Source organism: Pseudomonas fluorescens, assembly GCF_001307275.1.
Taxonomy (GTDB): domain Bacteria; phylum Pseudomonadota; class Gammaproteobacteria; order Pseudomonadales; family Pseudomonadaceae; genus Aquipseudomonas; species Aquipseudomonas fluorescens_AA.
Map to the genome: position 1 here is coordinate 2,044,854 of NZ_CP012831.1, position 19,801 is coordinate 2,064,654.

The window sequence follows — 19,801 nt, forward strand, 5'->3', positions numbered from 1 at the left end:
ATCGCGAGCAGGCTCGCTCCCACAGGGGTTCCAAGTGAACACGACATCTGCGTTCACCACCGATCCACTGTGGGAGCGAGCTTGCTCGCGATAGCGGTGTTTCAGCCAACACACAGGCAGCTGTGCTGACGCCATCGCGAGCAAGCTCGCTCCCACACAAGCCCCACAGTCAACATTCGTTAACGGTTTCAGGCCTGCTGGATCGTCTTGGCAATCACCTCGACCGTGGCGCTGACTTGCTCTTGGTAACGGTCGAGTTCCGCCTGATGGCTCTTCTGCATTTCGATCTGTTGCGAACACAGGTTCATGGCCGCCAATACCAGCAGGCGATCGCCGATCAGCGTCGGGTATTTCCTTTTCGTGTCGGCCAGGGCGGCCTTGAGCATCGAAGCGGCGTCCAGCAGGGCCTGTTCCTGCCCGGCCGGCGCTTTGATTGAATAGTCTTCTCCCAGGATCGAGATGACCGTCACCCCATCGGCGCCGTGCTTCATGCGCTGACAGGACCGGCGCTGGCGCGCTCGATCAGGGCCTGGATGCGGGCGGCGGTGGCGCCGTGCAGCTCTTCCTGTTCCATCAGGCTCAGTTGCAGGCTTTCGTTTTCATCCTTGGCCTGGGCAAGTTCGGCGCTCAGGGTTTCGTTCAGGCCGGTGAGGTGCAGGTTCTGTTGCACCAGGTCGTTGACCAGTTGCTCCAGTTGGCTGAGGGATGTTTCCAACATATTGATTTCCAGGCTTTTCCAAGGGGCGCGTACGATAAAGAAAAGTCACCGCCGATGCCACGCTTTACCAGCGGCGGTGCTTCGCTGGCGAGTGGTAAAGACTGTGAAGGGGCAGTCTGGTTCCTACCCTTCGTCGCATTCCAGGGTGGTTCTGCGGCAAAAGCAAGGATCCCGTTCAAGACTTCAGTCGTATGACCGATAAGTCAGTTAACACCAGCCACAGTCCCGCACGGACGCGCCCCTCTCGGTACTTTCCATGTCCCTACGTAATATGAACATCGCGCCGCGGGCGTTCCTGGGGTTTGCCCTGATCGGCGCCCTGATGCTGGCCCTTGGGGTGTTTGCCCTGTCCCAGATGAGCAAAATCCGCACGTCCGGCGAAAGCATCGCCCAGAACAGCGTACCCAGCATCAAGGCCCTGAATGAGTTCACCCAGCTCACCCTGCGCCTGCGCGTCTTGTCCTATCGCTTGCTGGTCAACCGCGAGCCGGACATCCAACAGAAAACCTACGATCTGCTCGAACAACGCAGCCAGCAGATCCGCGCGGCCCAGACCACCTACGAAAAGCTCATCAGCGCTTCGGACGAACGGGCCGCCTACGATCAGTATGTGCAACTGCTCGGGCAGTACCGTCAGCTCGAAGAGCGCATGAAAACCCTGTCGCGAAATAATCAGGTCGATGAACTGCGGGCGCTGCTCAACACTGAACTGCTGAGCAACTCAGATGCCATCAATGCCGCAATCGACCACTTGGTGGAGATCAACAACCTGCAAGCCGAGGCGCTCAATAAGGGCGCGGCGCAACAATATTCAAGCGCTTTCAACTGGGTGGTCGCCCTGCTGGTCATCGCTACCGGCCTGACCCTGCTGTTCGCCTGGCTGCTGACCAACAGCATCACCAAGCCGATCGCCAACGCGCTGGATGCCGCCGAAGAAATCGCCAAGGGCAACCTGACCCGACCGATCACCGTTGACGGCAGCGACGAAGCCGGTCGCCTGCTGCGGGCGATGTCGACCATGCAGGAAAAACTGCGCGATACCTTGCAACGGATCTCCGGTTCCGCCACACAGCTTGCGTCGGCGGCCGAAGAGCTTAACGCCGTCACTGACGAAAGCGCCCGGGGCCTGACCCAGCAGAACAACGAAATCGAGCAGGCCGCGACAGCGGTCAACGAGATGACCAGCGCCGTAGAAGAGGTCGCTCGCAATGCGGTCAGCACGTCGGAAGCGTCGAAACACGCCACCACATCCGCAGGCGACGGCCGCGACCTGGTGCAGGAAACCGTCGGTGCCATCGAACGCATGAGTGCCGACGTACAAAGCACCGCCACGCTGATCGGTAACCTGGCCAATGAGTCCCGCGATATCGGCAAAGTGCTGGACGTGATCCGCGGCCTGGCCGACCAGACCAACCTGCTGGCTCTGAATGCCGCCATCGAAGCCGCCCGTGCCGGTGAGGCCGGCCGTGGTTTTGCCGTGGTGGCCGACGAAGTCCGCGCCCTGGCTCATCGTACCCAGCAGTCGACCAGCGAGATCGAACGCATGATCGGCAGCATCCAGAGCGGCACCGAACACGCCGTGGACTCGATGCGCAACAGCACCGAGCGCGCCGAGTCGACCCTGAACATCGCCCGTGGCGCCGGCCTGTCCCTGGACACCATCAACACGGCCATCGTCGAGATCAACGAACGCAACCTGGTGATCGCCAGCGCCGCCGAAGAACAGGCCCAGGTGGCCCGTGAAGTGGACCGCAACCTGGTGAACATCCGCGACCTGTCGGTGCAATCGGCCACCGGCGCCAACCAGACCACCGCCGCCAGCGCCGAACTGTCGCGCCTGGCCGTGGACTTGAACAGCATGGTTGGGCGGTTCAGCCTTTAATCCGCGTAACGGTTGATCGTCCACAGACCGTGAGCGATCAACCCTCAAGCTTTGGTGGCGAGGGAGCTTGCTCCCTCGCCACGGTATTGCTGCCTTGTACCCCCAATCCCAAACCTTTTTTGACAGCATCACATTTCAACAGGTTAGAATCGCTGGCACGCAGACTGCATGGTCAGTCTGTGCCCGCCCCTCAGTTTTCCCGGAGTAACGCCTTTGACTGCAGCGACCATCAACAGCCTGTTCTTGATCGGCGCGTTGCTGGTAGGTGCGAGCATCCTGGTCAGTTCTCTTTCGTCCCGCCTGGGCATCCCGATCCTGGTGATCATCCTGGCCGTGGGCATGGTGGCCGGTGTCGACGGCGCCGGTATTCTTTTCGATAACTACGCCACGGCTTATCTGGTCGGCAACCTCGCCTTGGCCGTCATCCTGCTGGACGGCGGCTTGCGCACGCGGGTCTCGAGCTTTCGCGTGGCGCTGTGGCCGGCGTTGTCCCTGGCCACGGTCGGTGTGTTGATCACCACCGGGCTGACCGGATTGGCCGCGGCCTGGCTGTTCAATCTGAACCTGATCCAGGGCCTGCTGATCGGCGCCATCGTCGGCTCGACCGATGCCGCGGCGGTGTTCTCGCTACTGGGCGGCAAGGGCCTGAACGAGCGGGTCAGCGCCACCCTCGAGATCGAGTCCGGCAGCAACGACCCCATGGCGGTGTTCCTCACCGTCACCCTGATCGGCATGCTTGCCAGTGGTGAAACCGGCTTGCACTGGAGCCTGCTCGGGCACCTGTTGCGTGAGTTCGGCATCGGCTCGGTACTCGGCCTGGGCGGTGGCTGGCTGATGCTGCAGCTGGTCAATCGCATCAATCTGGCCAACGGCCTCTACCCGATCCTCGTCATCAGCGGCGGCCTGGCCGTGTTCGCCCTGACCAACGCCCTGCACGGCAGCGGTTTCCTGGCGGTGTACCTGTGCGGCCTGGTGATCGGCAACCGTCCGGTGCGCAGCCGCCACGGCATCCTGCACATGCTTGATGGCATGGCCTGGCTGGCCCAGATCGGCATGTTCCTGGTGCTGGGGCTGCTGGTCACGCCCCACGACCTGCTGCCGATCGCCCTGCCGGCCCTGGGCCTGGCATTGTGGATGATCCTGTTTGCCCGTCCGTTGTCGGTCATAGTGGGCCTGCTGCCGTTCAAGGCGTTCCATGGTCGCGAGAAAGCCTTCATTTCCTGGGTCGGCCTGCGCGGCGCGGTGCCGATCATCCTGGCCGTGTTCCCGTTGATGGCCGGCCTGCCCCACGCCCAGCTCTACTTCAACCTGGCGTTCTTTATCGTGCTGGTCTCGCTGCTGGTGCAGGGCACGAGCCTGCCATGGGTCGCCAAGTTGCTGCACGTGACCGTCCCGCCCGAGCCGCTGCCGATTTCCCGGGCCGCGCTGGAAGTGCACGTCACCAGCGAGTGGGAGCTGTTCATCTATCGCCTGGGTGCGGAAAAATGGTGCATCGGCTCGCCCCTGCGGGACCTGAAAATGCCCGAAGGCACCCGCATCGCCGCCCTGTTTCGTGGCCAGCAACTGCTCCATCCGTCGGGTAGTACGGTGTTGGAAGTCGATGATTTGCTGTGTGTTATCGGCCATGAACACGACTTGCCGGCCCTTGGAAAACTGTTCAGCCAGGCGCCGCAACGGGGCCTGGATCTGCGCTTCTTCGGCGACTTCGTACTCGAAGGAGACGCCCAGCTGGCCGCGGTTGCCGCGCTGTACGGGTTGAAGCTGGACGGCATCGATCCGGACATGTCCCTGGGCCGCTTCATCGCCCAGAAAGTGGGCGGCGCCCCAGTGGTCGGCGACCAGGTGGATTGGAACAACACCCTGTGGACCGTCGCGGCCATGGACGGGAACAAGATCGGCAAAGTGGGCGTCAGATTCCCCGAAGGAAGTCGCCCGGGTCCCGGCTTGTTCCTCTAAACTGCTCCCACTCTCATTTGCTTGACCGGTCTCTATGCCTATCCTGCGCTCCTTTTTCGCCACCGCCCTGCTGGGCCTGAGTCTCTCCGTCTGCACGCTGCAAGCCGCTGATCTTCCCGCCAGCGCTTCGGTGCAGGCCAGCCTGGACAAGATCGCCGACCGCAAACTGCCGGAAGCCGACCAGAAAGCCCTGCAGGCCGTCTTGCAGAGCACGTTGACCCAGCTCAACAACAAGGCCGACTACGAGCAGAAGCTGCAGGCGCTCAAGCAGCAACTGGCCACTGCCCCCAAGCAGAACATCGAGAACCAGCGCGAACTGGCGCGACTCAAGGGCACCACGGTGGTGCCGGTGGCGCAGCGCTACGCCAACCTGCCGATTCCCCAGCTCGAGCAAATGCTCACGGATCGCTCCACCCAGCAGGGTGATCTGCAAAAAGCCCTGGCCGATGCCAACAGCCTGATCATCACCGCCCAGACCCGTCCCGAGCGGGCCCAGGCGGAAATTTCCAGCAGCCAGACCCGTATCCAGCAGATCAATACCATCCTCAAGGCCGGCCGGGACGCCGGCAAGACCCTGAGCGGCGAGCAACGCGACCAGCTCAACGCCGAGTTGGCGGCGCTCAATGCACTGATCCCGCTGCGCCGCCAGGAACTGGCCGGCAACAGCCAACTGCAGGACCTGGGCAACGGCCAGCACGATCTGCTGATGGAAAAAATCGCCCGCATGGAGCAGGAAATCCAGGACCTGCAGAACCTGATCAACCAGAAGCGCCTGGCCCAATCCCAGGAGACGGTGACCCAGCAATCCATCGAAGCCCAGAAGGCCGGTGGCAGCAGCTTGCTGGCGACCGAAAGCGCGGCCAACCTGAAGCTCTCCGACTACCTGCTCAAAAGCACCGACCGCCTCAACGAAGTCACCCAGCAGAACCTGCAGACCAAGCAACTGCTGGACAGCGTGACCCAGACCGACGCAGCCCTGGACGAGCAGATCAGTGTGCTCAAGGGCAGCCTGCTGCTCTCCAAGATTCTCTACAAGCAGCGCCAGACCTTGCCGCGCCTCAAACTCGACCAGAACCTGGCCGACCAGATCGCCGACATCCGCCTGTACCAGTTCGAAGTCAGCCAGCAACGTGAACTGCTGAACAACCCCAGCGCCTACGTCGACAGCCTGCTGGCCTCCCAGCCCTCGGAACAAGTCACCCCGCAACTGCGCAAGACCTTGCTGGAACTGGCCCTGACCCGCGTCGACCTGCTGGAACGGCTGAACCGCGAATTGAGCGCGGTGCTCAACGAATCCATCACCTTGCAGCTCAACCAGAAACAACTGCTCAGCACCGCCCAGAACCTGCGGGCGACCCTCGAAGAGCAGATGTTCTGGATTCCCAGCAATAAACCGCTGGATTTCGAATGGATGCGTGCCGTACCGACGCGCCTGGAAAAACAGATCGACTCGTTGCCCTGGGCCTCCAGCCTCAGCGAGCTGGCCGATGGCCTGACCCAGCGGCCGCTGCTGTTCCTGCCCCTGGCGCTGCTGATCGGTGCGCTGCTGTGGCGGCGCAAGCATCTCTATGCCCGCCTGAACAAGGTTCACCAAGACGTCGGCCACTTCAAGCGCGACAGCCAGTGGCACACCCCCCAGGCGATCCTGATCAATATCCTGCTGGCCATGCCGGTGGCCCTGGCGCTGACCCTCTGCGGCTATGCCTTGCAGATCGACGCCCGCGGCCAGAACGCCAACCTCGGCGCGGCGCTGCTGCAGATCGGCCAGGCCTGGCTGGTGTTCTACACCGCCTATCGAGTGTTGTCGCCGGGCGGCGTGGCCGAATTGCATTTCCGCTGGGAGAAACCCCAGGTCGAATTCCTCCAGGGCTGGATCCGCCGCCTCGGGCTGGTGGTGCTGGCGTTGGTGGCTGTGGTGGCCGTGGCCGAGTTGCAACCCGCGACCCTGGCCGATGACGTGCTCGGCATGCCGGTGGTGCTGACCTGCTACGCACTGATGGCGTGGTTGCTCAGCCGCCTGTTGCTCAGCAGCCCGACGCACAGGAACACCTCGCTGTTCCGCAAGGCCGTCGGGGTGCTGTTCACCGCGCTGCCAATCGCGCTGTTCGTGGCGGTGTGCTTTGGCTACTACTACACCGCGCTGAAACTCAGCGACCGCTTGATCAATACCCTGTACCTGCTGATGTTCTGGCTGGTGATCGAGGCGACCTTCGTCCGCGGCCTGTCGGTGGCGGCGCGGCGCCTGGCCTACCAGCGTGCCCTGGCCAAGCGCCAGGCGGCCAAGGAAGCCGGCGATGGCGAAGCGGTGGTCGAGGAGCCGACCCTGGACATCGAGAAGGTCAACGAACAGTCCCTGCGCCTGATCCGCCTGGCCCTGCTGGGCGGTTTCATCGCCGCGCTGTATTGGGTCTGGTCGGACCTGATCAGCGTGTTCTCGTACCTGGACAACATCACCCTCTACGAATACACCAGCGGCACCGGCGCCAACATGAGCATGGTACCCATCAGCATCGGCGACATGCTCGGGGCGCTGATCATCATCGGCATCACCTTCGCCCTGGCGCGCAACCTGCCGGGGCTGTTGGAAGTGTTCGTGCTGTCGAAGCTGAACCTGGCCCAGGGCAGTGCCTACGCCACCACCACGCTGCTGTCCTATGTGATCGCCGGCGTCGGTTTCGTCACCACCCTGTCCACCCTGGGCGTGAGCTGGGACAAACTGCAATGGCTGGTTGCCGCGCTGTCGGTGGGCCTGGGCTTCGGCATGCAGGAGATCTTCGCCAACTTCATCTCCGGGATCATGATCCTGTTCGAGCGCCCGGTGCGCATCGGCGACACCATCACCATCGGCAACCTGTCGGGCACGGTGAGCAAGATCCGCATTCGTGCCACCACCATCACCGACTTCGACCGCAAGGACATCATCGTCCCGAACAAGACGTTCATCACCGGGCAACTGATCAACTGGTCGCTGACCGACACCGTCACCCGGGTAACCCTGAAACTGGGCGTGGACTATGGCTCGGACCTGGACCTGGTGCGTGAGTTGCTGCTCAAGGCCGCCCGCGAGAACCCACGGGTGCTGAAGGAGCCGGAGCCGATCGTGTACTTCCTGAACTTCGGTGAAAGCACCCTCGACCATGAGCTGCGCATGCACGTACGCGACCTCGGTGACCGCAACCCGGTGCTGGACGAAATCAACCGTTTCATCAATCGGGAATTCAAGAAGGAGCACATCAACATCTCCTTCCGGCAGATGGAAATCTATCTGAAGAACATGCAAGGCCAGGAATACAAACTGGTGCCTGCCGAGCCCGACAAAAAGACCATCACGCCCGTGCCATCGGCTGTCGCCAGCATCAAGCCGGTGCCTGAGCCACCGCAAGGCAAACTCGACTGATCGCGGGTTGCCTGCGGGCGTCCCGCCGGAGACGGCCATGAAAACCCTGGAAACCCTGACCTTCGATAACCGTTTCGCCCGCCTGGGCGACGGTTTCTCGGCCCACGTGCTGCCCGAGCCCATCGACAATCCGCGACTGGTGGTCGCCAGCCCGGCGGCCATGGCGTTGCTGAACCTGGATCCGGCAGAGGCCCAGGCACCGCTGTTCGCCGAGATTTTTGGCGGCCACAAGCTCTGGGCCGAAACCGAGCCACGGGCGATGGTGTATTCCGGGCATCAGTTCGGTCACTACAACCCACAACTGGGCGATGGCCGCGGGCTGCTGCTGGGCGAGGTGTACAACGAGGCGGGCGAGCACTGGGACCTGCACCTCAAGGGTGCCGGCCAGACGCCGTTTTCACGGATGGGCGACGGGCGCGCGGTGCTGCGCTCCTCGATCCGCGAATTCCTCGCCTCCGAAGCCCTGCACGCCCTCGGCATTCCCACCACCCGGGCCTTGTGCGTGATCGGCTCGGACACCCCGGTGTGGCGGGAAAAACAGGAGCGCGCCGCCATGGTGCTGCGCCTGGCCCCCAGCCATGTGCGCTTCGGGCATTTCGAATACTTCTACTACACCAAGAAACCCGAACTGCAGGCGGCCCTGGCCGAGCACGTGTTGAACCTGCATTTTGCCGAGTGCCGCGAGCAGCCGGAGCCGTACCTGGCGATGTTCCGCGAAATCGTCGAGCGCAATGCCGAGCTGATTGCCAAATGGCAGGCCTACGGTTTCTGCCATGGCGTGATGAACACCGACAACATGTCGATCCTGGGCATCACCTTCGACTTCGGACCGTTCGCCTTCCTCGACGACTTCGATGCCAACTTCATCTGCAACCACTCCGATGATCAGGGGCGCTACTCCTTCAGCAACCAGGTGCCCATCGGTCAGTGGAACCTCAGCGCCCTGGCCCAGGCCCTGACGCCCTTCATCAGCGTCGACGCCCTGCGTGAGACCCTGGGGTTGTACTTGCCGCTGTACCAGGCCCATTACCTGGACCTGATGCGCCGCCGCCTCGGCCTGACCTGCGCCGAAGAAGACGACCAGAAACTGCTGGAGCGCTTGCTGCAATTGATGCAGAACAGCGGCGTCGACTACAGCCTGTTCTTCCGCCGACTGGGCGATCAAGCCCCCGAGCAAGCCGTGAGCGCCCTGCGCGATGACTTCGTCGACCTCAAGGGCTTCGACGCCTGGGGCGAATTGTATGTTGCCCGCGTCAACCGCGAAGGCCCCGTCAATCAAGACCAACGCCGCGCGCGCATGCACGCCGTCAACCCGCTGTACGTGCTACGCAACTACCTGGCGCAAAAAGCCATCGACGCCGCCGAGTCAGGCGACTACGACGAAGTGCGCCGCCTGCACGCCGTGCTGAGCAAGCCGTTCGAGGAACAACCGGGTATGGACAGCTACGCGCAACGTCCGCCGGAGTGGGGCAAGCATCTGGAGATCAGTTGCTCGTCGTAACGCGGCGCCACGGCTGAAATCACCTTCCCGCCCAACACATAACTGTTCGGGGGCATGGCTAACCCTGTGGCGAGGGAGCTTGCTCCCGCTGGGCTGCGCAGCCGCCCCAAGATGGACCGACGCGGTCTGCCAGGTAGACCGCGTCAACCGGTTTTACGACGGCTACGCCGCCGAGCGGGAGCAAGCTCCCTCGCCACGATGAGCGTGCCTAGCCATCAAATGAAGGTTTCCACCGATACGCCGAAGTGCTCGGCCAACCAGCGGATCTGCCTCAAATTGAGCTGACGCTTACCGCTCAATACCTCCGATACCACCGACTGGGTACCAACGCCCGGCAAGTCGCTCTGGCTCATGCCATGTTCACGCATCAGGTAACGCAGCGCCTCGACACCGCTCGCCTTGGGCATTGGCCGGTGCTGCTGGTCCCATGCCTCGATCCATTCGCCGATAATATCCACCAGGCTCATGAGAGGATGGGTTTCGTCTTCACCCACCAACGCCAACAGCTCATCAAGAGCACTCGACAATCGGTCATAATCCTCTTCGCTCCTGGGTTTTCGCAGCAGGGGCGACACAAACTCCCAATGGGCGGCGACTTGTTCGATCAGTGCACTCATCCCTTTTCCTCCTTCCACTTGCCTCTGTCGTATTCCCGATGGTCAAGCACGCACTTGATATACAGACGCTGTGCTCGGTATCGAATCACCGCAATCAGCCGCAACTTGTTTCCACCGATGTCAAACACATGCAGCGGACCGACCTTATCGGTTGCCGGAAATATGGATTTCATCGCCGTGAAATCAGCCGGGCTATTGGGCTTGATCAGCCGATACCATTGATCCAACGCATTCGCTGAATGTGGCCATTTCTCCTTGGCCTCCCAAATGCGTTTCTCAGTGATCACATGCATGCAACGTCCTTATCGCATTTTGCTATGGGGAAGTTAAACACAAATCTGGCGCATCGCAAATTGCGATAGCGCCAGTTAGACAAATGGTTAGCTCTTGCTGGTTTCCAGCCTAGTCGCCAAAAGATTTAGGTCTCGGTAAGAAATGTGAGCAGATATGAGTCCTGCTCACCCAACCTTATCGTTCCCCTGCTCAGGCGTCTCGATCCCCGGCTCCGCCTCTTCAACCCCCTTCTCCTTGGGTTTGGCCGCTGGTTTTTCCTCGGGATAACCGGGCATGCCGCGGGCGTCTTCGGGGGTCAGTTCATCCCGGTCGTGGCGGCGGTCGATGGCGTAGGCCGGGGCGGCGTTGGGGTCTTCGTCGCGGCCGGCGGTGCCGAGGACGAAGCCGTCGTCGTTGGGGTTGTCCACGGCCTGTGGGGTGTCTGGGTCTTGAGGATTGCTCATGGGACCTCCGGGTTGCGAACAGGTACGTTGTGATTTTTTTGAGGGCCTGGCGGGCGTTGAGTGCAACGCACCTGATGAATGGCAGCCTGGGTGGCTAATGCCGGTCAGTTAAGGATCAAACGACACAAAACCTGTGGGAGCGAAGCTTGCTCGCGATGGCGGCAGCCCCGTCAATGGCGTAGTCGACTGCTCACCCCAATCGCGAGCAAGCTTTGCTCCCACGGGCTTGAGGTTTAACTGACTCGCATAAATCAACGGGCCCGGCCCTACGCCATGTCGCTGTGACTGAATTCCTCAGCCAGAAAATCGATCAGCGTACGCACCGACGGCAGCAACCCGCGTCGTGAGGCAAAGATCGCGTGGACGATCCCGCACTTGGGCGTCCAGCCCGGCACCAGTTCCACCAGTCGACCGGCCGCTATGTCTTCGCGTACCACCACGGTGGGCAGGTGAGCGATGCCGATGCCGGCCAGCACCGCTTGACGCAGGGCCAGCAGGTCGTCGGTGACCATGCGCGGTTCATGGCGGATCAATGCGCGGCTGCCGTCCGGGCCGAACAATTCCCACTGATATTCCCGCTGCGCCCCACCCCAATGCACGCTCGGCAGGCCGTTGAGGTCCGCCGGCGAAGCGGGTGAAGACAAGCGCTCAAGGTAAGCCGGGCCGCCCACCAGGCATTGGGTGCTATTGCTCAGCACTTTCATGACCATGTCGGTGTTTTCCAGCGGCGGAAAGCGCACCCGCAAGGCGATGTCGAACCCTTCATGAATCAGGTCGACCCGGCGGTTGGTGCTCTCGATGAACAACTCCACCCGGGGATACTTGAGCATGTAGCGGGTCAGCATCGGCCCGACCCAACTATTGAGCAGCGCCGTCGGGCAACTGATGCGCACCAGCCCCTGGGGTTCGGAACGGTTGCGCTCGATCACTTCCGCCGCGCTCTCGGCCTCGACCCGCATCGCCAGGCAGCGCTGGTAATAGGCCTGGCCGATCTCCGTCAGCGTGCAATGACGACTGGTGCGGTGGAGCAGCCGCACCCCGAGTCGCTCTTCCAGCTGGGCGATACGCCGGCTGAGCTTGGACTTGGGCATGTCCAGTGCCCGGCCGGCGGCGGCGAACCCACGGTGTTCCACGACCTGGGTGAAGTAGTACAGCGTGTTGAGGTCTTCGATGATCGTTCTCCAAATAGAACGCTAAGGCGGATTTTTGCAGTCTAGCGCATCAAAGGTGCCAGTTTTAATCTACACCCATCGAAACGCAACACGGATTGAAGCCGGAGCGCTTCGACCGGATGAGTCACCGATCAATCGCAACACCGATATTAAAAACCTTAACCACGCCGAAACCTTCGGCAACCAAAACTTAATGAGGGCTACGCCATGACCACTTCCTACAACCGTCTCGACAAAGATAACGCCGCCGTTCTGCTGGTCGATCACCAAGCCGGCCTGCTGTCCCTGGTCCGCGATATCGACCCGGACCGTTTCAAGAACAACGTGCTGGCCCTGGCCGACCTGGCGAAGTACTTCCAACTGCCGACCATCCTCACCACCAGCTTCGAAACCGGCCCCAACGGCCCGTTGATGCCAGAACTCAAGACGCTGTTCCCGGACGCGCCGTACATCGCTCGCCCTGGCCAGATCAACGCCTGGGACAACGAAGACTTCGTCAAGGCGATCAAGGCCACCGGCAAGAAGCAACTGATCATCGCCGGCGTGGTCACCGAAGTCTGCGTAGCCTTCCCGGCACTGTCGGCCCTGGCCGAAGGTTTCGACGTGTTCGTGGTCACCGATGCATCCGGCACGTTCAACGAACTGACCCGTCAATCGGCCTGGGACCGCATGTCGTCCTCCGGTGCGCAACTGATGACCTGGTTCGGCCTGGCCTGTGAACTGCACCGCGACTGGCGCAACGACGTGGAAGGTCTGGCGACCTTGTTCTCCAACCACATCCCGGACTACCGCAACCTGATGACCAGCTACAACACGCTGACCAACGCCAAGTAACAGCGACGTAGTACAAAATGTGGGAGCGAGCTTGCTCGCGATAGCGGTCTGACAGTCGATGCAGTATTGACTGATACACCGCCATCGCGAGCAAGCTCGCTCCCACAGGTTTTTGTGCTGGTTTCTATATAGTGTTCAATCTGTGCCAATGATTTTTCCGGGAGACTGACCTGATGCTGATCCCCTGCCCCCATTGCAACGGGCTCAACCGCATACCTGCCGAACGCCTCGGCGACCAGCCCAAGTGCGGACGCTGCAAGGCCCAGGTGTTATTGAGCAAACCGTTCGAACTCAAGCAAGGCGACTACGCCAGCCAGATCAAGGGTGACCTGCCGTTGCTGGTGGATGTGTGGGCCGATTGGTGTGGGCCGTGCAAGTCCTTCGCCCCGGTGTTCGAACAGGCCGCCGCGCAGTTGGCGGGCAAATGCCGCTTGGCCAAGCTCGACAGCGAGGCCAACCAGCAACTGTCGGCGCAGTTGGGGATCCGCTCGATTCCCAGCCTGATTCTGTTCAAGGAAGGCCGGGAAGTGGCGCGTCAGAGCGGTGCGTTTCCGTTGCCGCAATTGATGAGCTGGTTGCGCAGCCAGGGGATTTGATGCTCAGCGGCCTTTGTTGGCCGCACGCAGAAAATCCCCCCAACGGCGCACCAGGTAGTTGTGCTCGTCCATCACCGAGTTCCACACGGCGATATGGCCCATGCGTTGCTCATACGAACCGCCGTCACGCATTTCGCCGATGTCGATCAGCGGTTCGCCATCGCTGCCTGGCAACACTTCACGGGCCGGTTTGCCGGCGTACCAATAGTCCCATTCGGCATCGCTCAAATGATCACGGCTGCGGGGCGGGTTGCTGATGTAATACCCCTGGCGCGCCATGACCGCTCCAGGCCATCCCGAGAGCCACCAGTTAAGGAACGCATAGGCGGCATCCAGCACCGCTCCCCGGGCATGGCGTGACACGGACAAACCGCCGAACCAGGCGCGATAACCTTCACGGGGCACGGCAAGGCGGTACTTGATCCCGGCCCGATGCAGGCGCATGAGGGTCGGAGACCAAAGGCTCTCGATGTCGATGGTCGGGCTGAGCATCAGTTGCGCCGCCTGTTCGTCATCCGACCAGAACGCCGCGAAATGACCTTCGCGCTGTTTGCGCACCAACACGTCGGCCAGGCTGTCGATCTCTTCGATGCTGAGATTGCCGATGTCCTTGAACGACGCCAAACCCATGCCCTGTATCGCCAGCGCCGCGTCGATGGCACCAATCGCCGCGTCGCTTTGCAGCGCGGTACGCCCGCTCCAGGCCGGATCGAGCAGCCAGCCCCAACTCTCGTTGTCACGGGAAAAACCCGTGGGCAAGCGTTCCGGGCGATAGGCAAAACTGTCGGCGTTGTGGGTCAACGGCAACATGCTGATGTAGTCGCTGACGGTGCTGCCCAGGCTGCCGTCGTGTTGCACGTACAAGCGCTCATTGGGCACGCTGCCGCTGACCGGGCGATCCGCGGCGGACAACCGGCCGCGCTTGGGCAGGTCGTTGATCTCGTGCCACAGGGCGATGCGCCGGGTGTCGATGGGCTGGATCGCGCGTGCCGGCCAGACGAAATCAACGTTGTGAAACCACTGGTCGTACAGGTCGTAGCTGTCCGGTTGCATCACCGCGATGCGCTGGGCCTGCTCGACACTGTGGACCTGATAGACCAGGCGAATGCCCAGGTCCTGTTCGGCGCGAACCCGCAGGGATTCGAGCAAGGTGACGGAGGTGCCAAGCACCCGCAACGTGATGGGTGAGCCGCTGTGCATCAGGCGCTCACCTCAACCGCCGGGGCGAAGCAACGGGCGAAGACATCGAACGAATGCCGCAACCGCTCCGGGTCCAGGCCCCTGACAATAAATACCAACCGCGATTGGCGCTCGGCACAGGGCCAGTGGGGCAAATGTACCGGCGCGTGCAGGCAATGCTGCACGCCATGGATGACGACTGGGGCCTGGAGGCTGTTCACGTTGAGCAATCCCTTGACGCGAAGAATGCGTTCGCCGTGGCATCTTAGCAGCATCGACAACCAGACTCCGAAGCCGATCCAGTCCAGCGGCTGATCGAAGGTCAGGCAGCACACCTGGGCCTCGCCGTGCGACGTAACCTGGCCTTGCGGACGATGCAATTGCCAACGGGCCACCTCGACTTCAGGCGCGGCGCCGCGCAGGCCTTCGCCCAACAATAATTGATCGCCACTGAGCACATCGTGGGTGTCGAGCAGCGGCACCCCCGGGTTCAATGCTTGCAGCCGCTGACGCAACGCGCTGACAGCCGACGCAGCGGCCTGATCGGTCTTGCTCAGCAGCAGGCGGTCCGCGGCGGCCACCTGGGCCAGCCACTCCGGATGGATGCGCGCCTGCAACTCGGCGTGACAGGCGTCGACCAGCGTCACCACCAAGCCGACATGGAAGCGTCCGCGCAATTGCACGTCGTTGTTGAGTGTCGCCAGGATCGGCGCCGGATCGGCCAGCCCGGTCGTCTCCAGGATCACCCGGCGAAAGGGCGGGATCTCGCCCCGGTCACGCCGCGCCAGCAGATCGAGCAACGCGTCTTTCAACTCGCCGCGAATGGAGCAGCAGACGCATCCACTGGGCAACAACACCGTGTCCGGCGCCACCTCCTGGACCAACAAGTGATCGATGCCGATATCGCCGAATTCATTGATCAGCAGCGCTGTGTCACCGAGGCTTTCGTCTTGCAGCAGACGGTTGAGCAAGGTGGTCTTGCCACTGCCGAGAAACCCGGTCACGACGTTCAGGGCGATGCTCATGAGGCCGGCTCCAACGACTGGAGCAGGACCGGGTCGAGGGGATCCGCCGCGCGGCCCGTCATCGACTCTGCCAGGCTCCACAGCTGGTCGAGCCCACTGGCCAGTTCCTGCCGCCCGGTGGCGCCCAGCAGCAGATATGCCGAGCCCTGGAAATCCTCGACCTTGAGCCGTAACGGCGCCAACACGCGATTGATCGCTGAAATCCGGCGCAATCGCTCGCGACGCCGGGGCAGCCCATCACCCAGCGGATCGCTCCAATGCACATCTTCGCCCAATAGACCGCACAAGCCACACATGCTTCAGCACTCCTTCATGGCATGACGTCGCCGGCATTTGGTCCCAGGGTTTGCCCCACGAACAGGTTGCCTCCCGGGTCACTGGCCAGCAACACGGCAGTGGGCGCCACTTCCGTGGCCAGGCCGAAGCGTCGCAAAGGCAGTTCGGCGGACTTGGCCTGTTTCCAGCTTTCACTGATGCCGGCCACCAGCGGTGTTTCGATCGGCCCGGGGGCGATGGCATTGACCAACACGTTGTCGGCGGCCACTTCCAGGGCCAGTGACTTGGTAAAACCGATCACCCCGGCCTTGGCCGCCGCGTAGTGGCTGAGTTCGGCCCCACCTTTGATGCCCAATTGCGAGGCGACGTTGATGATCCGTCCCCAGCGCTGCGCCAGCATATGCGGCAAGGCTCGCTGGCTGGCGATGAATACGCTGGTCAAGTCGACCCGGAGCATGTCGTTCCACATCTCGATGCTCAGCTCGGTGCAACGCGCCTGGGTCAGCATGCCAGCGTTGTTGACCAGGATATCGATACCGCCGAACTGCTCGACGCACGCATCGACCCCAGCCTGGGCCCCTTCGACCGAGCCGACATCGGCCACGCACTCGTACACCTCGACCGACAGTGCGCGACAGTCGTTTGCGGTGGCGGACAAACGCTCGGCATCGCGATCGGTCAGCACCAGGCGCGCACCTTGCGCGGCATAAGCCCGCGCGATGGCGGCACCGATACCGCTGCCGGCGCCGGTGATCACGGCGCGGCGGTTGAACAGTTGTTGCATGGGACAATCCTCCAGATCCAGGGCAAACAGGGGTGGCCATCACTGAAAACAAAACCCGTGACGCCCGGCTTCAATCCGGCCAACGCACGGTTAGGCCGCCGTCAATGATGATGCTCTGGCCCGTCAGGTAGCTGGACTCGTCGCTGGTCAGGAACCGCACCAGCGACGCCACCTCATCGGCCCGACCGACTCGCCCCAGCGGAATCGCCCGGGCCGCCTTGGCCAAGCCTTCGGGCCCGAGGGAATTTTTACTGTCCAAGGACTGCGGCGTCTCGATCAGGCCCGGGATCACCGCATTGCAGCGAATGCCCTGCCCAGCCAACTCCACCGCCAGCGAACGGCATAGCCCTGGCACACCGGCCTTGGCCGCGGCGTAATGAGAATGGTCCGGCCAGCCATACACGCCACCGGCGATTGAAGAAATCGCCACCAACGCACCGCCCTCGCTCATGTAGCGAACGCTGGCGCGGAAGGTGCGCATCACCCCGGTCAGATCGACATCGAGCATGGCGTTCCAGGCCTCGTCGCTCATTTCCAACAGAGGCGCACGGCGCAGCAGGCCGGCGTTGGCCACCGCGTAATCAAGACGCCCGAAGGTGCTGAATGCCTGCTCGGCCAGGTTATCCACCGAACGACTGTCGGTGACGTCCAGTGGCAGCATCAGGCATTCGCCACCCAACGCCTCGATCTGCTGGCGGGTGTCTTGCGGGTCGTGGGGGTCCGCCGGCAAGTAGCCGGCGGCCACGGCTACACCGTGGCGGGCATACGCCACGGCAAGGGCCTGGCCGATGCCGCTGGCGGCACCGGTAATCAATGCAACTCTACGAGTCATAAGCCGCCTCCTTACTTCACGGTTTCTGGACGGACATGGCGTGCCGCGAACATCAGCGCGCCAGAGAGGAAACAAGGCAGCGCGCCGAAGTACAGCGCCGAGGTCTGCCAGTTGCCGCCCGCCGCCAGCACCTGGGTGGCACCGAACCCCGCCACTACCGCGCCGATCGGCCCCATGGCATGGATAATCGCGCCGCCCGTGGCGCGGATACTGGTGGGGAAACTCTCGCCGATGAAGAACAGCGCCGCCGAATAGGGCCCGATCAGGAAGAACAGGCCCAGGCTGTAGAGACCGACCACCATCGGCAGGTTGCTCGGACCGTAGAGCATGCCGGCAAACGACAGCCCGCCCAGCATCCAGCCCAACGCAATGACATTGCGCCGGCCGATCTTGTCGCCCATCCAGCCATGGCTCAGGTAACCGCAGTAGCCCACCAGGTTGGAGAGCACCAGGATGATCAACGAATTTTCGAAGGAAATATGGTGCACGCTGACGATCACCGTCGTGCCGAGCACGCTGAACACCTGGATCGCCGCCCAATTGAGCAGGATCGCCGCGCCGATCACCAGTGTCGCGCGCCGCGACGTGCCGCGAAAGGCCGACGCCAGGCCGGCCTTGCTGTGTTCCTCATAGTCGACGCCATAGGTGGACGCCACTGCCTGGGCATCGGCGACCGCGCCGCTTTTGCGCAACTGGCCGATACGCTGGTGGATCTGGAACTGCGGGCTTTCCTTGAGCTTGCGCGCCATGATCGCAATGACGATGGCCGGGATCGCCGCAAAGATAAAACAGCCCTGCCAGCCGATGGTCGGCAGCAACACGGCGGTCAATCCGGCGGCGGTCAGCGCGCCCACCGGCCAGCCACCCTGCACCAGGCTGTAGATGAAGCCACGGCGCTTGGCCAGCCTCGGGTCATCGGAGGCGGCGTAGAGCTCGCTCAGATAGGTGGCATTGACGGTTTCTTCCGCGTAACCCAACCCGCCGAGAGAACGGATCAGGATCAACGGGGACTTGCCCCAGGCACCGCCGATGGCCGTCAGGGCCGAACAGATCGCCGCGCCGCTGACGGTGAAGATGATCCCCATGCGCCGGCCCAAGCGGTCCACCAGCGGGCCGATGGCCAACGCCACCACCGCCGTGCCGACCGCCACCCAGGTGGCGATTTCGGCTTGCTCGACTTCGCTCCAATTGAAGTGCCGGCCGATTTCCGGCAACAACGTGCCGAACAGAATGAAGTCGTAGACCGCAAATACCCAGGCAAAAAAAGCGATCCAGGTGGCAAAGCGCACCTGGGCCGGCGTCAATTGCTCGGGTTTCCAACCAGTCAGGTCGAGTTTGTTGTAGATGGACATGAGAACACGCCTCGAATAAATGCCGGATCAGCGGCTGCGGGGGTTGCGGCGAATGAAGTCGTCGGCAATTTCATCGAACGTGACAAAGCGCACGCCGGCATGGCCCTGGATGTGTTCGATCAGGCGCTCCAACATCAGCAGCACCTGCGGACGCCCGGAGACGTCGGGGTGGATCGTCATGGTGAACACGGCATGCTCGTGTTCGCGATAGACCCAGTCGAACTGGTCGCGCCACATCTCTTCGAGATGCCGCGGGTTGACGAAACCGTGGCTGTTGGGCGATTTCTTGATGAACATCATCGGCGGCAGGTCGTCGAGGTACCAATTCGCTGGGATCTCCACCAGATCGGTTTCCTGGCCACGCACCAGCGGTTTCATCCAGGTGTCCGGGTGCTGGCTGTAGTCGATCTTGGTCCAGCTGTCGCCGACGCGAACGTAGTAGGGATGGAAGTCGTTGTGCATCAGGCTGTGGTCGTACTTGATGCCTTTCTTGAGCAGCAGCTCGTTGGTCACTTTGCTGAACTCCCACCAGGGCGCGACATAGCCGGTAGGCCGCTTGCCGGTCACCTGGGTAATCAACTCGATGGATTTATCGAGCACCGCCTCTTCCTGCTGTGGGGTCATCGCGATGGGGTTTTCGTGGCTATAGCCGTGCACGCCGATCTCGTGGCCCGCATCCGCCACGGCTTTCATCTGCTCGGGGAAGGTCTCCAGGGAATGCCCGGGAATAAACCAGGTGGTGCGCAGGCCGTAACGCTCGAACAACTTGAGCAACCGCGGCGAGCCGACTTCACCGGCAAACAGGCCGCGGGAAATATCGTCGGGTGAGTCTTCACCGCCGTAGGAGCCGAGCCAGCCCGCCACGGCGTCGACATCGACCCCAAATGCACAAAGAATATCTTTAGCCATGATCGGCCTCCGGTTGTGGTGGTTGTTCAAACAT

The 19,801-nt window shown here is 62.3% G+C and carries 19 protein-coding genes; 6 read left to right on the forward strand and 13 right to left on the reverse strand.

The window, feature by feature from the left end:
• Positions 1-188 precede the first annotated feature (188 nt).
• The gene (locus AO356_RS09040; protein WP_060739489.1) at positions 189-491 is read right to left on the reverse strand and encodes a cell division protein ZapA; all 303 of its coding nucleotides are present in this window, start codon (positions 489-491) and stop codon (positions 189-191) included.
• Positions 488-718, reverse strand: a complete 231-nt coding sequence (locus AO356_RS09045; RefSeq protein ID WP_060739490.1) for a hypothetical protein — start codon at positions 716-718, stop codon at positions 488-490. The genes AO356_RS09040 and AO356_RS09045 overlap by 4 nt, the downstream gene beginning before the upstream one ends.
• Positions 719-974: 256 nt before the next feature.
• On the opposite strand from AO356_RS09045, the gene AO356_RS09050 reads away from it, so the two are divergent.
• From AO356_RS09050 to selO, 4 genes are all read left to right on the forward strand, one after another.
• A complete protein-coding gene (locus tag AO356_RS09050) occupies positions 975-2,600 on the forward strand; it encodes a methyl-accepting chemotaxis protein (RefSeq protein WP_060739491.1) in 1,626 nt (541 codons plus the stop codon).
• Positions 2,601-2,813: 213 nt separating this feature from the next.
• A complete protein-coding gene (locus AO356_RS09055) occupies positions 2,814-4,556 on the forward strand; it encodes a potassium/proton antiporter (RefSeq protein WP_060739492.1) in 1,743 nt (580 codons plus the stop codon).
• A gap of 34 nt (positions 4,557-4,590) precedes the next feature.
• On the forward strand, positions 4,591-7,953 hold the full coding sequence (gene mscK, locus AO356_RS09060; RefSeq protein WP_060739493.1) for a mechanosensitive channel MscK: 3,363 nt from the start codon (positions 4,591-4,593) through the stop codon (positions 7,951-7,953).
• 37 nt (positions 7,954-7,990) lie between these two features.
• The gene (selO, locus tag AO356_RS09065) at positions 7,991-9,454 is read left to right on the forward strand and encodes a protein adenylyltransferase SelO (protein WP_060739494.1); all 1,464 of its coding nucleotides are present in this window, start codon (positions 7,991-7,993) and stop codon (positions 9,452-9,454) included.
• A 215-nt stretch (positions 9,455-9,669) separates the two neighbouring features.
• Here selO and AO356_RS09070 read toward each other — a convergent pair whose 3' ends face one another.
• The 4 genes from AO356_RS09070 to AO356_RS09085 all read right to left on the reverse strand — a co-directional run bounded on the left by AO356_RS09070 (position 9,670) and on the right by AO356_RS09085 (position 11,983).
• Positions 9,670-10,071: a helix-turn-helix domain-containing protein gene (locus AO356_RS09070; protein WP_060739495.1), complete on the reverse strand. Its 402-nt coding sequence runs from the start codon at positions 10,069-10,071 to the stop codon at positions 9,670-9,672.
• Positions 10,068-10,364: a type II toxin-antitoxin system HigB family toxin gene (locus AO356_RS09075; RefSeq protein ID WP_060739496.1), complete on the reverse strand. Its 297-nt coding sequence runs from the start codon at positions 10,362-10,364 to the stop codon at positions 10,068-10,070. Before AO356_RS09075 ends, AO356_RS09070 begins: the two co-directional genes overlap by 4 nt.
• 165 nt (positions 10,365-10,529) lie before the next feature.
• Complete coding sequence (locus AO356_RS09080) at positions 10,530-10,808, reverse strand: hypothetical protein (RefSeq protein WP_060739497.1); 279 nt, start codon at positions 10,806-10,808, stop codon at positions 10,530-10,532.
• A 266-nt stretch (positions 10,809-11,074) separates the two neighbouring features.
• Entirely contained in the window at positions 11,075-11,983 is a 909-nt protein-coding gene (locus AO356_RS09085) for a LysR family transcriptional regulator (RefSeq protein WP_060739498.1), read from the reverse strand.
• 204 nt (positions 11,984-12,187) lie between these two features.
• Here AO356_RS09085 and ycaC point away from each other — a divergent pair, with 204 nt between their 5' ends.
• Together ycaC and trxC are read left to right on the forward strand one after the other, a co-directional pair.
• On the forward strand, positions 12,188-12,814 hold the full coding sequence (gene ycaC, locus AO356_RS09090) for an isochorismate family cysteine hydrolase YcaC (RefSeq protein ID WP_025211469.1): 627 nt from the start codon (positions 12,188-12,190) through the stop codon (positions 12,812-12,814).
• Between the two features lie 173 nt (positions 12,815-12,987).
• The gene (gene trxC / locus AO356_RS09095; RefSeq protein ID WP_060739499.1) at positions 12,988-13,410 is read left to right on the forward strand and encodes a thioredoxin TrxC; all 423 of its coding nucleotides are present in this window, start codon (positions 12,988-12,990) and stop codon (positions 13,408-13,410) included.
• A gap of 3 nt (positions 13,411-13,413) precedes the next feature.
• Here the strand turns inward: trxC and AO356_RS09100 are convergent, their stop codons facing one another.
• From AO356_RS09100 to AO356_RS09130, 7 genes are all read right to left on the reverse strand, one after another.
• Positions 13,414-14,610 carry an ABC transporter substrate-binding protein gene (locus AO356_RS09100; RefSeq protein ID WP_060739500.1) on the reverse strand — a complete coding sequence of 399 codons (1,197 nt, stop codon included), beginning with the start codon at positions 14,608-14,610 and terminating at the stop codon, positions 13,414-13,416.
• Positions 14,610-15,614 (reverse strand): CobW family GTP-binding protein, encoded by a 1,005-nt coding sequence (locus AO356_RS09105; protein ID WP_060739501.1) that lies wholly within the window; start codon positions 15,612-15,614, stop codon positions 14,610-14,612. Before AO356_RS09105 ends, AO356_RS09100 begins: the two co-directional genes overlap by 1 nt.
• Positions 15,611-15,910 (reverse strand): hypothetical protein, encoded by a 300-nt coding sequence (locus AO356_RS09110; protein ID WP_060739502.1) that lies wholly within the window; start codon positions 15,908-15,910, stop codon positions 15,611-15,613. The genes AO356_RS09105 and AO356_RS09110 overlap by 4 nt, the downstream gene beginning before the upstream one ends.
• Positions 15,911-15,924: 14 nt before the next feature.
• On the reverse strand, positions 15,925-16,674 hold the full coding sequence (locus AO356_RS09115) for an SDR family NAD(P)-dependent oxidoreductase (RefSeq protein WP_060739503.1): 750 nt from the start codon (positions 16,672-16,674) through the stop codon (positions 15,925-15,927).
• A 70-nt stretch (positions 16,675-16,744) separates the two neighbouring features.
• On the reverse strand, positions 16,745-17,506 hold the full coding sequence (locus AO356_RS09120; protein WP_060739504.1) for an SDR family NAD(P)-dependent oxidoreductase: 762 nt from the start codon (positions 17,504-17,506) through the stop codon (positions 16,745-16,747).
• Positions 17,507-17,517: 11 nt separating this feature from the next.
• Positions 17,518-18,858, reverse strand: a complete 1,341-nt coding sequence (locus AO356_RS09125; protein WP_060739505.1) for an MFS transporter — start codon at positions 18,856-18,858, stop codon at positions 17,518-17,520.
• A gap of 27 nt (positions 18,859-18,885) precedes the next feature.
• Positions 18,886-19,767, reverse strand: a complete 882-nt coding sequence (locus tag AO356_RS09130) for a polysaccharide deacetylase family protein (protein WP_060739506.1) — start codon at positions 19,765-19,767, stop codon at positions 18,886-18,888.
• Positions 19,768-19,801: the final 34 nt, after the last annotated feature.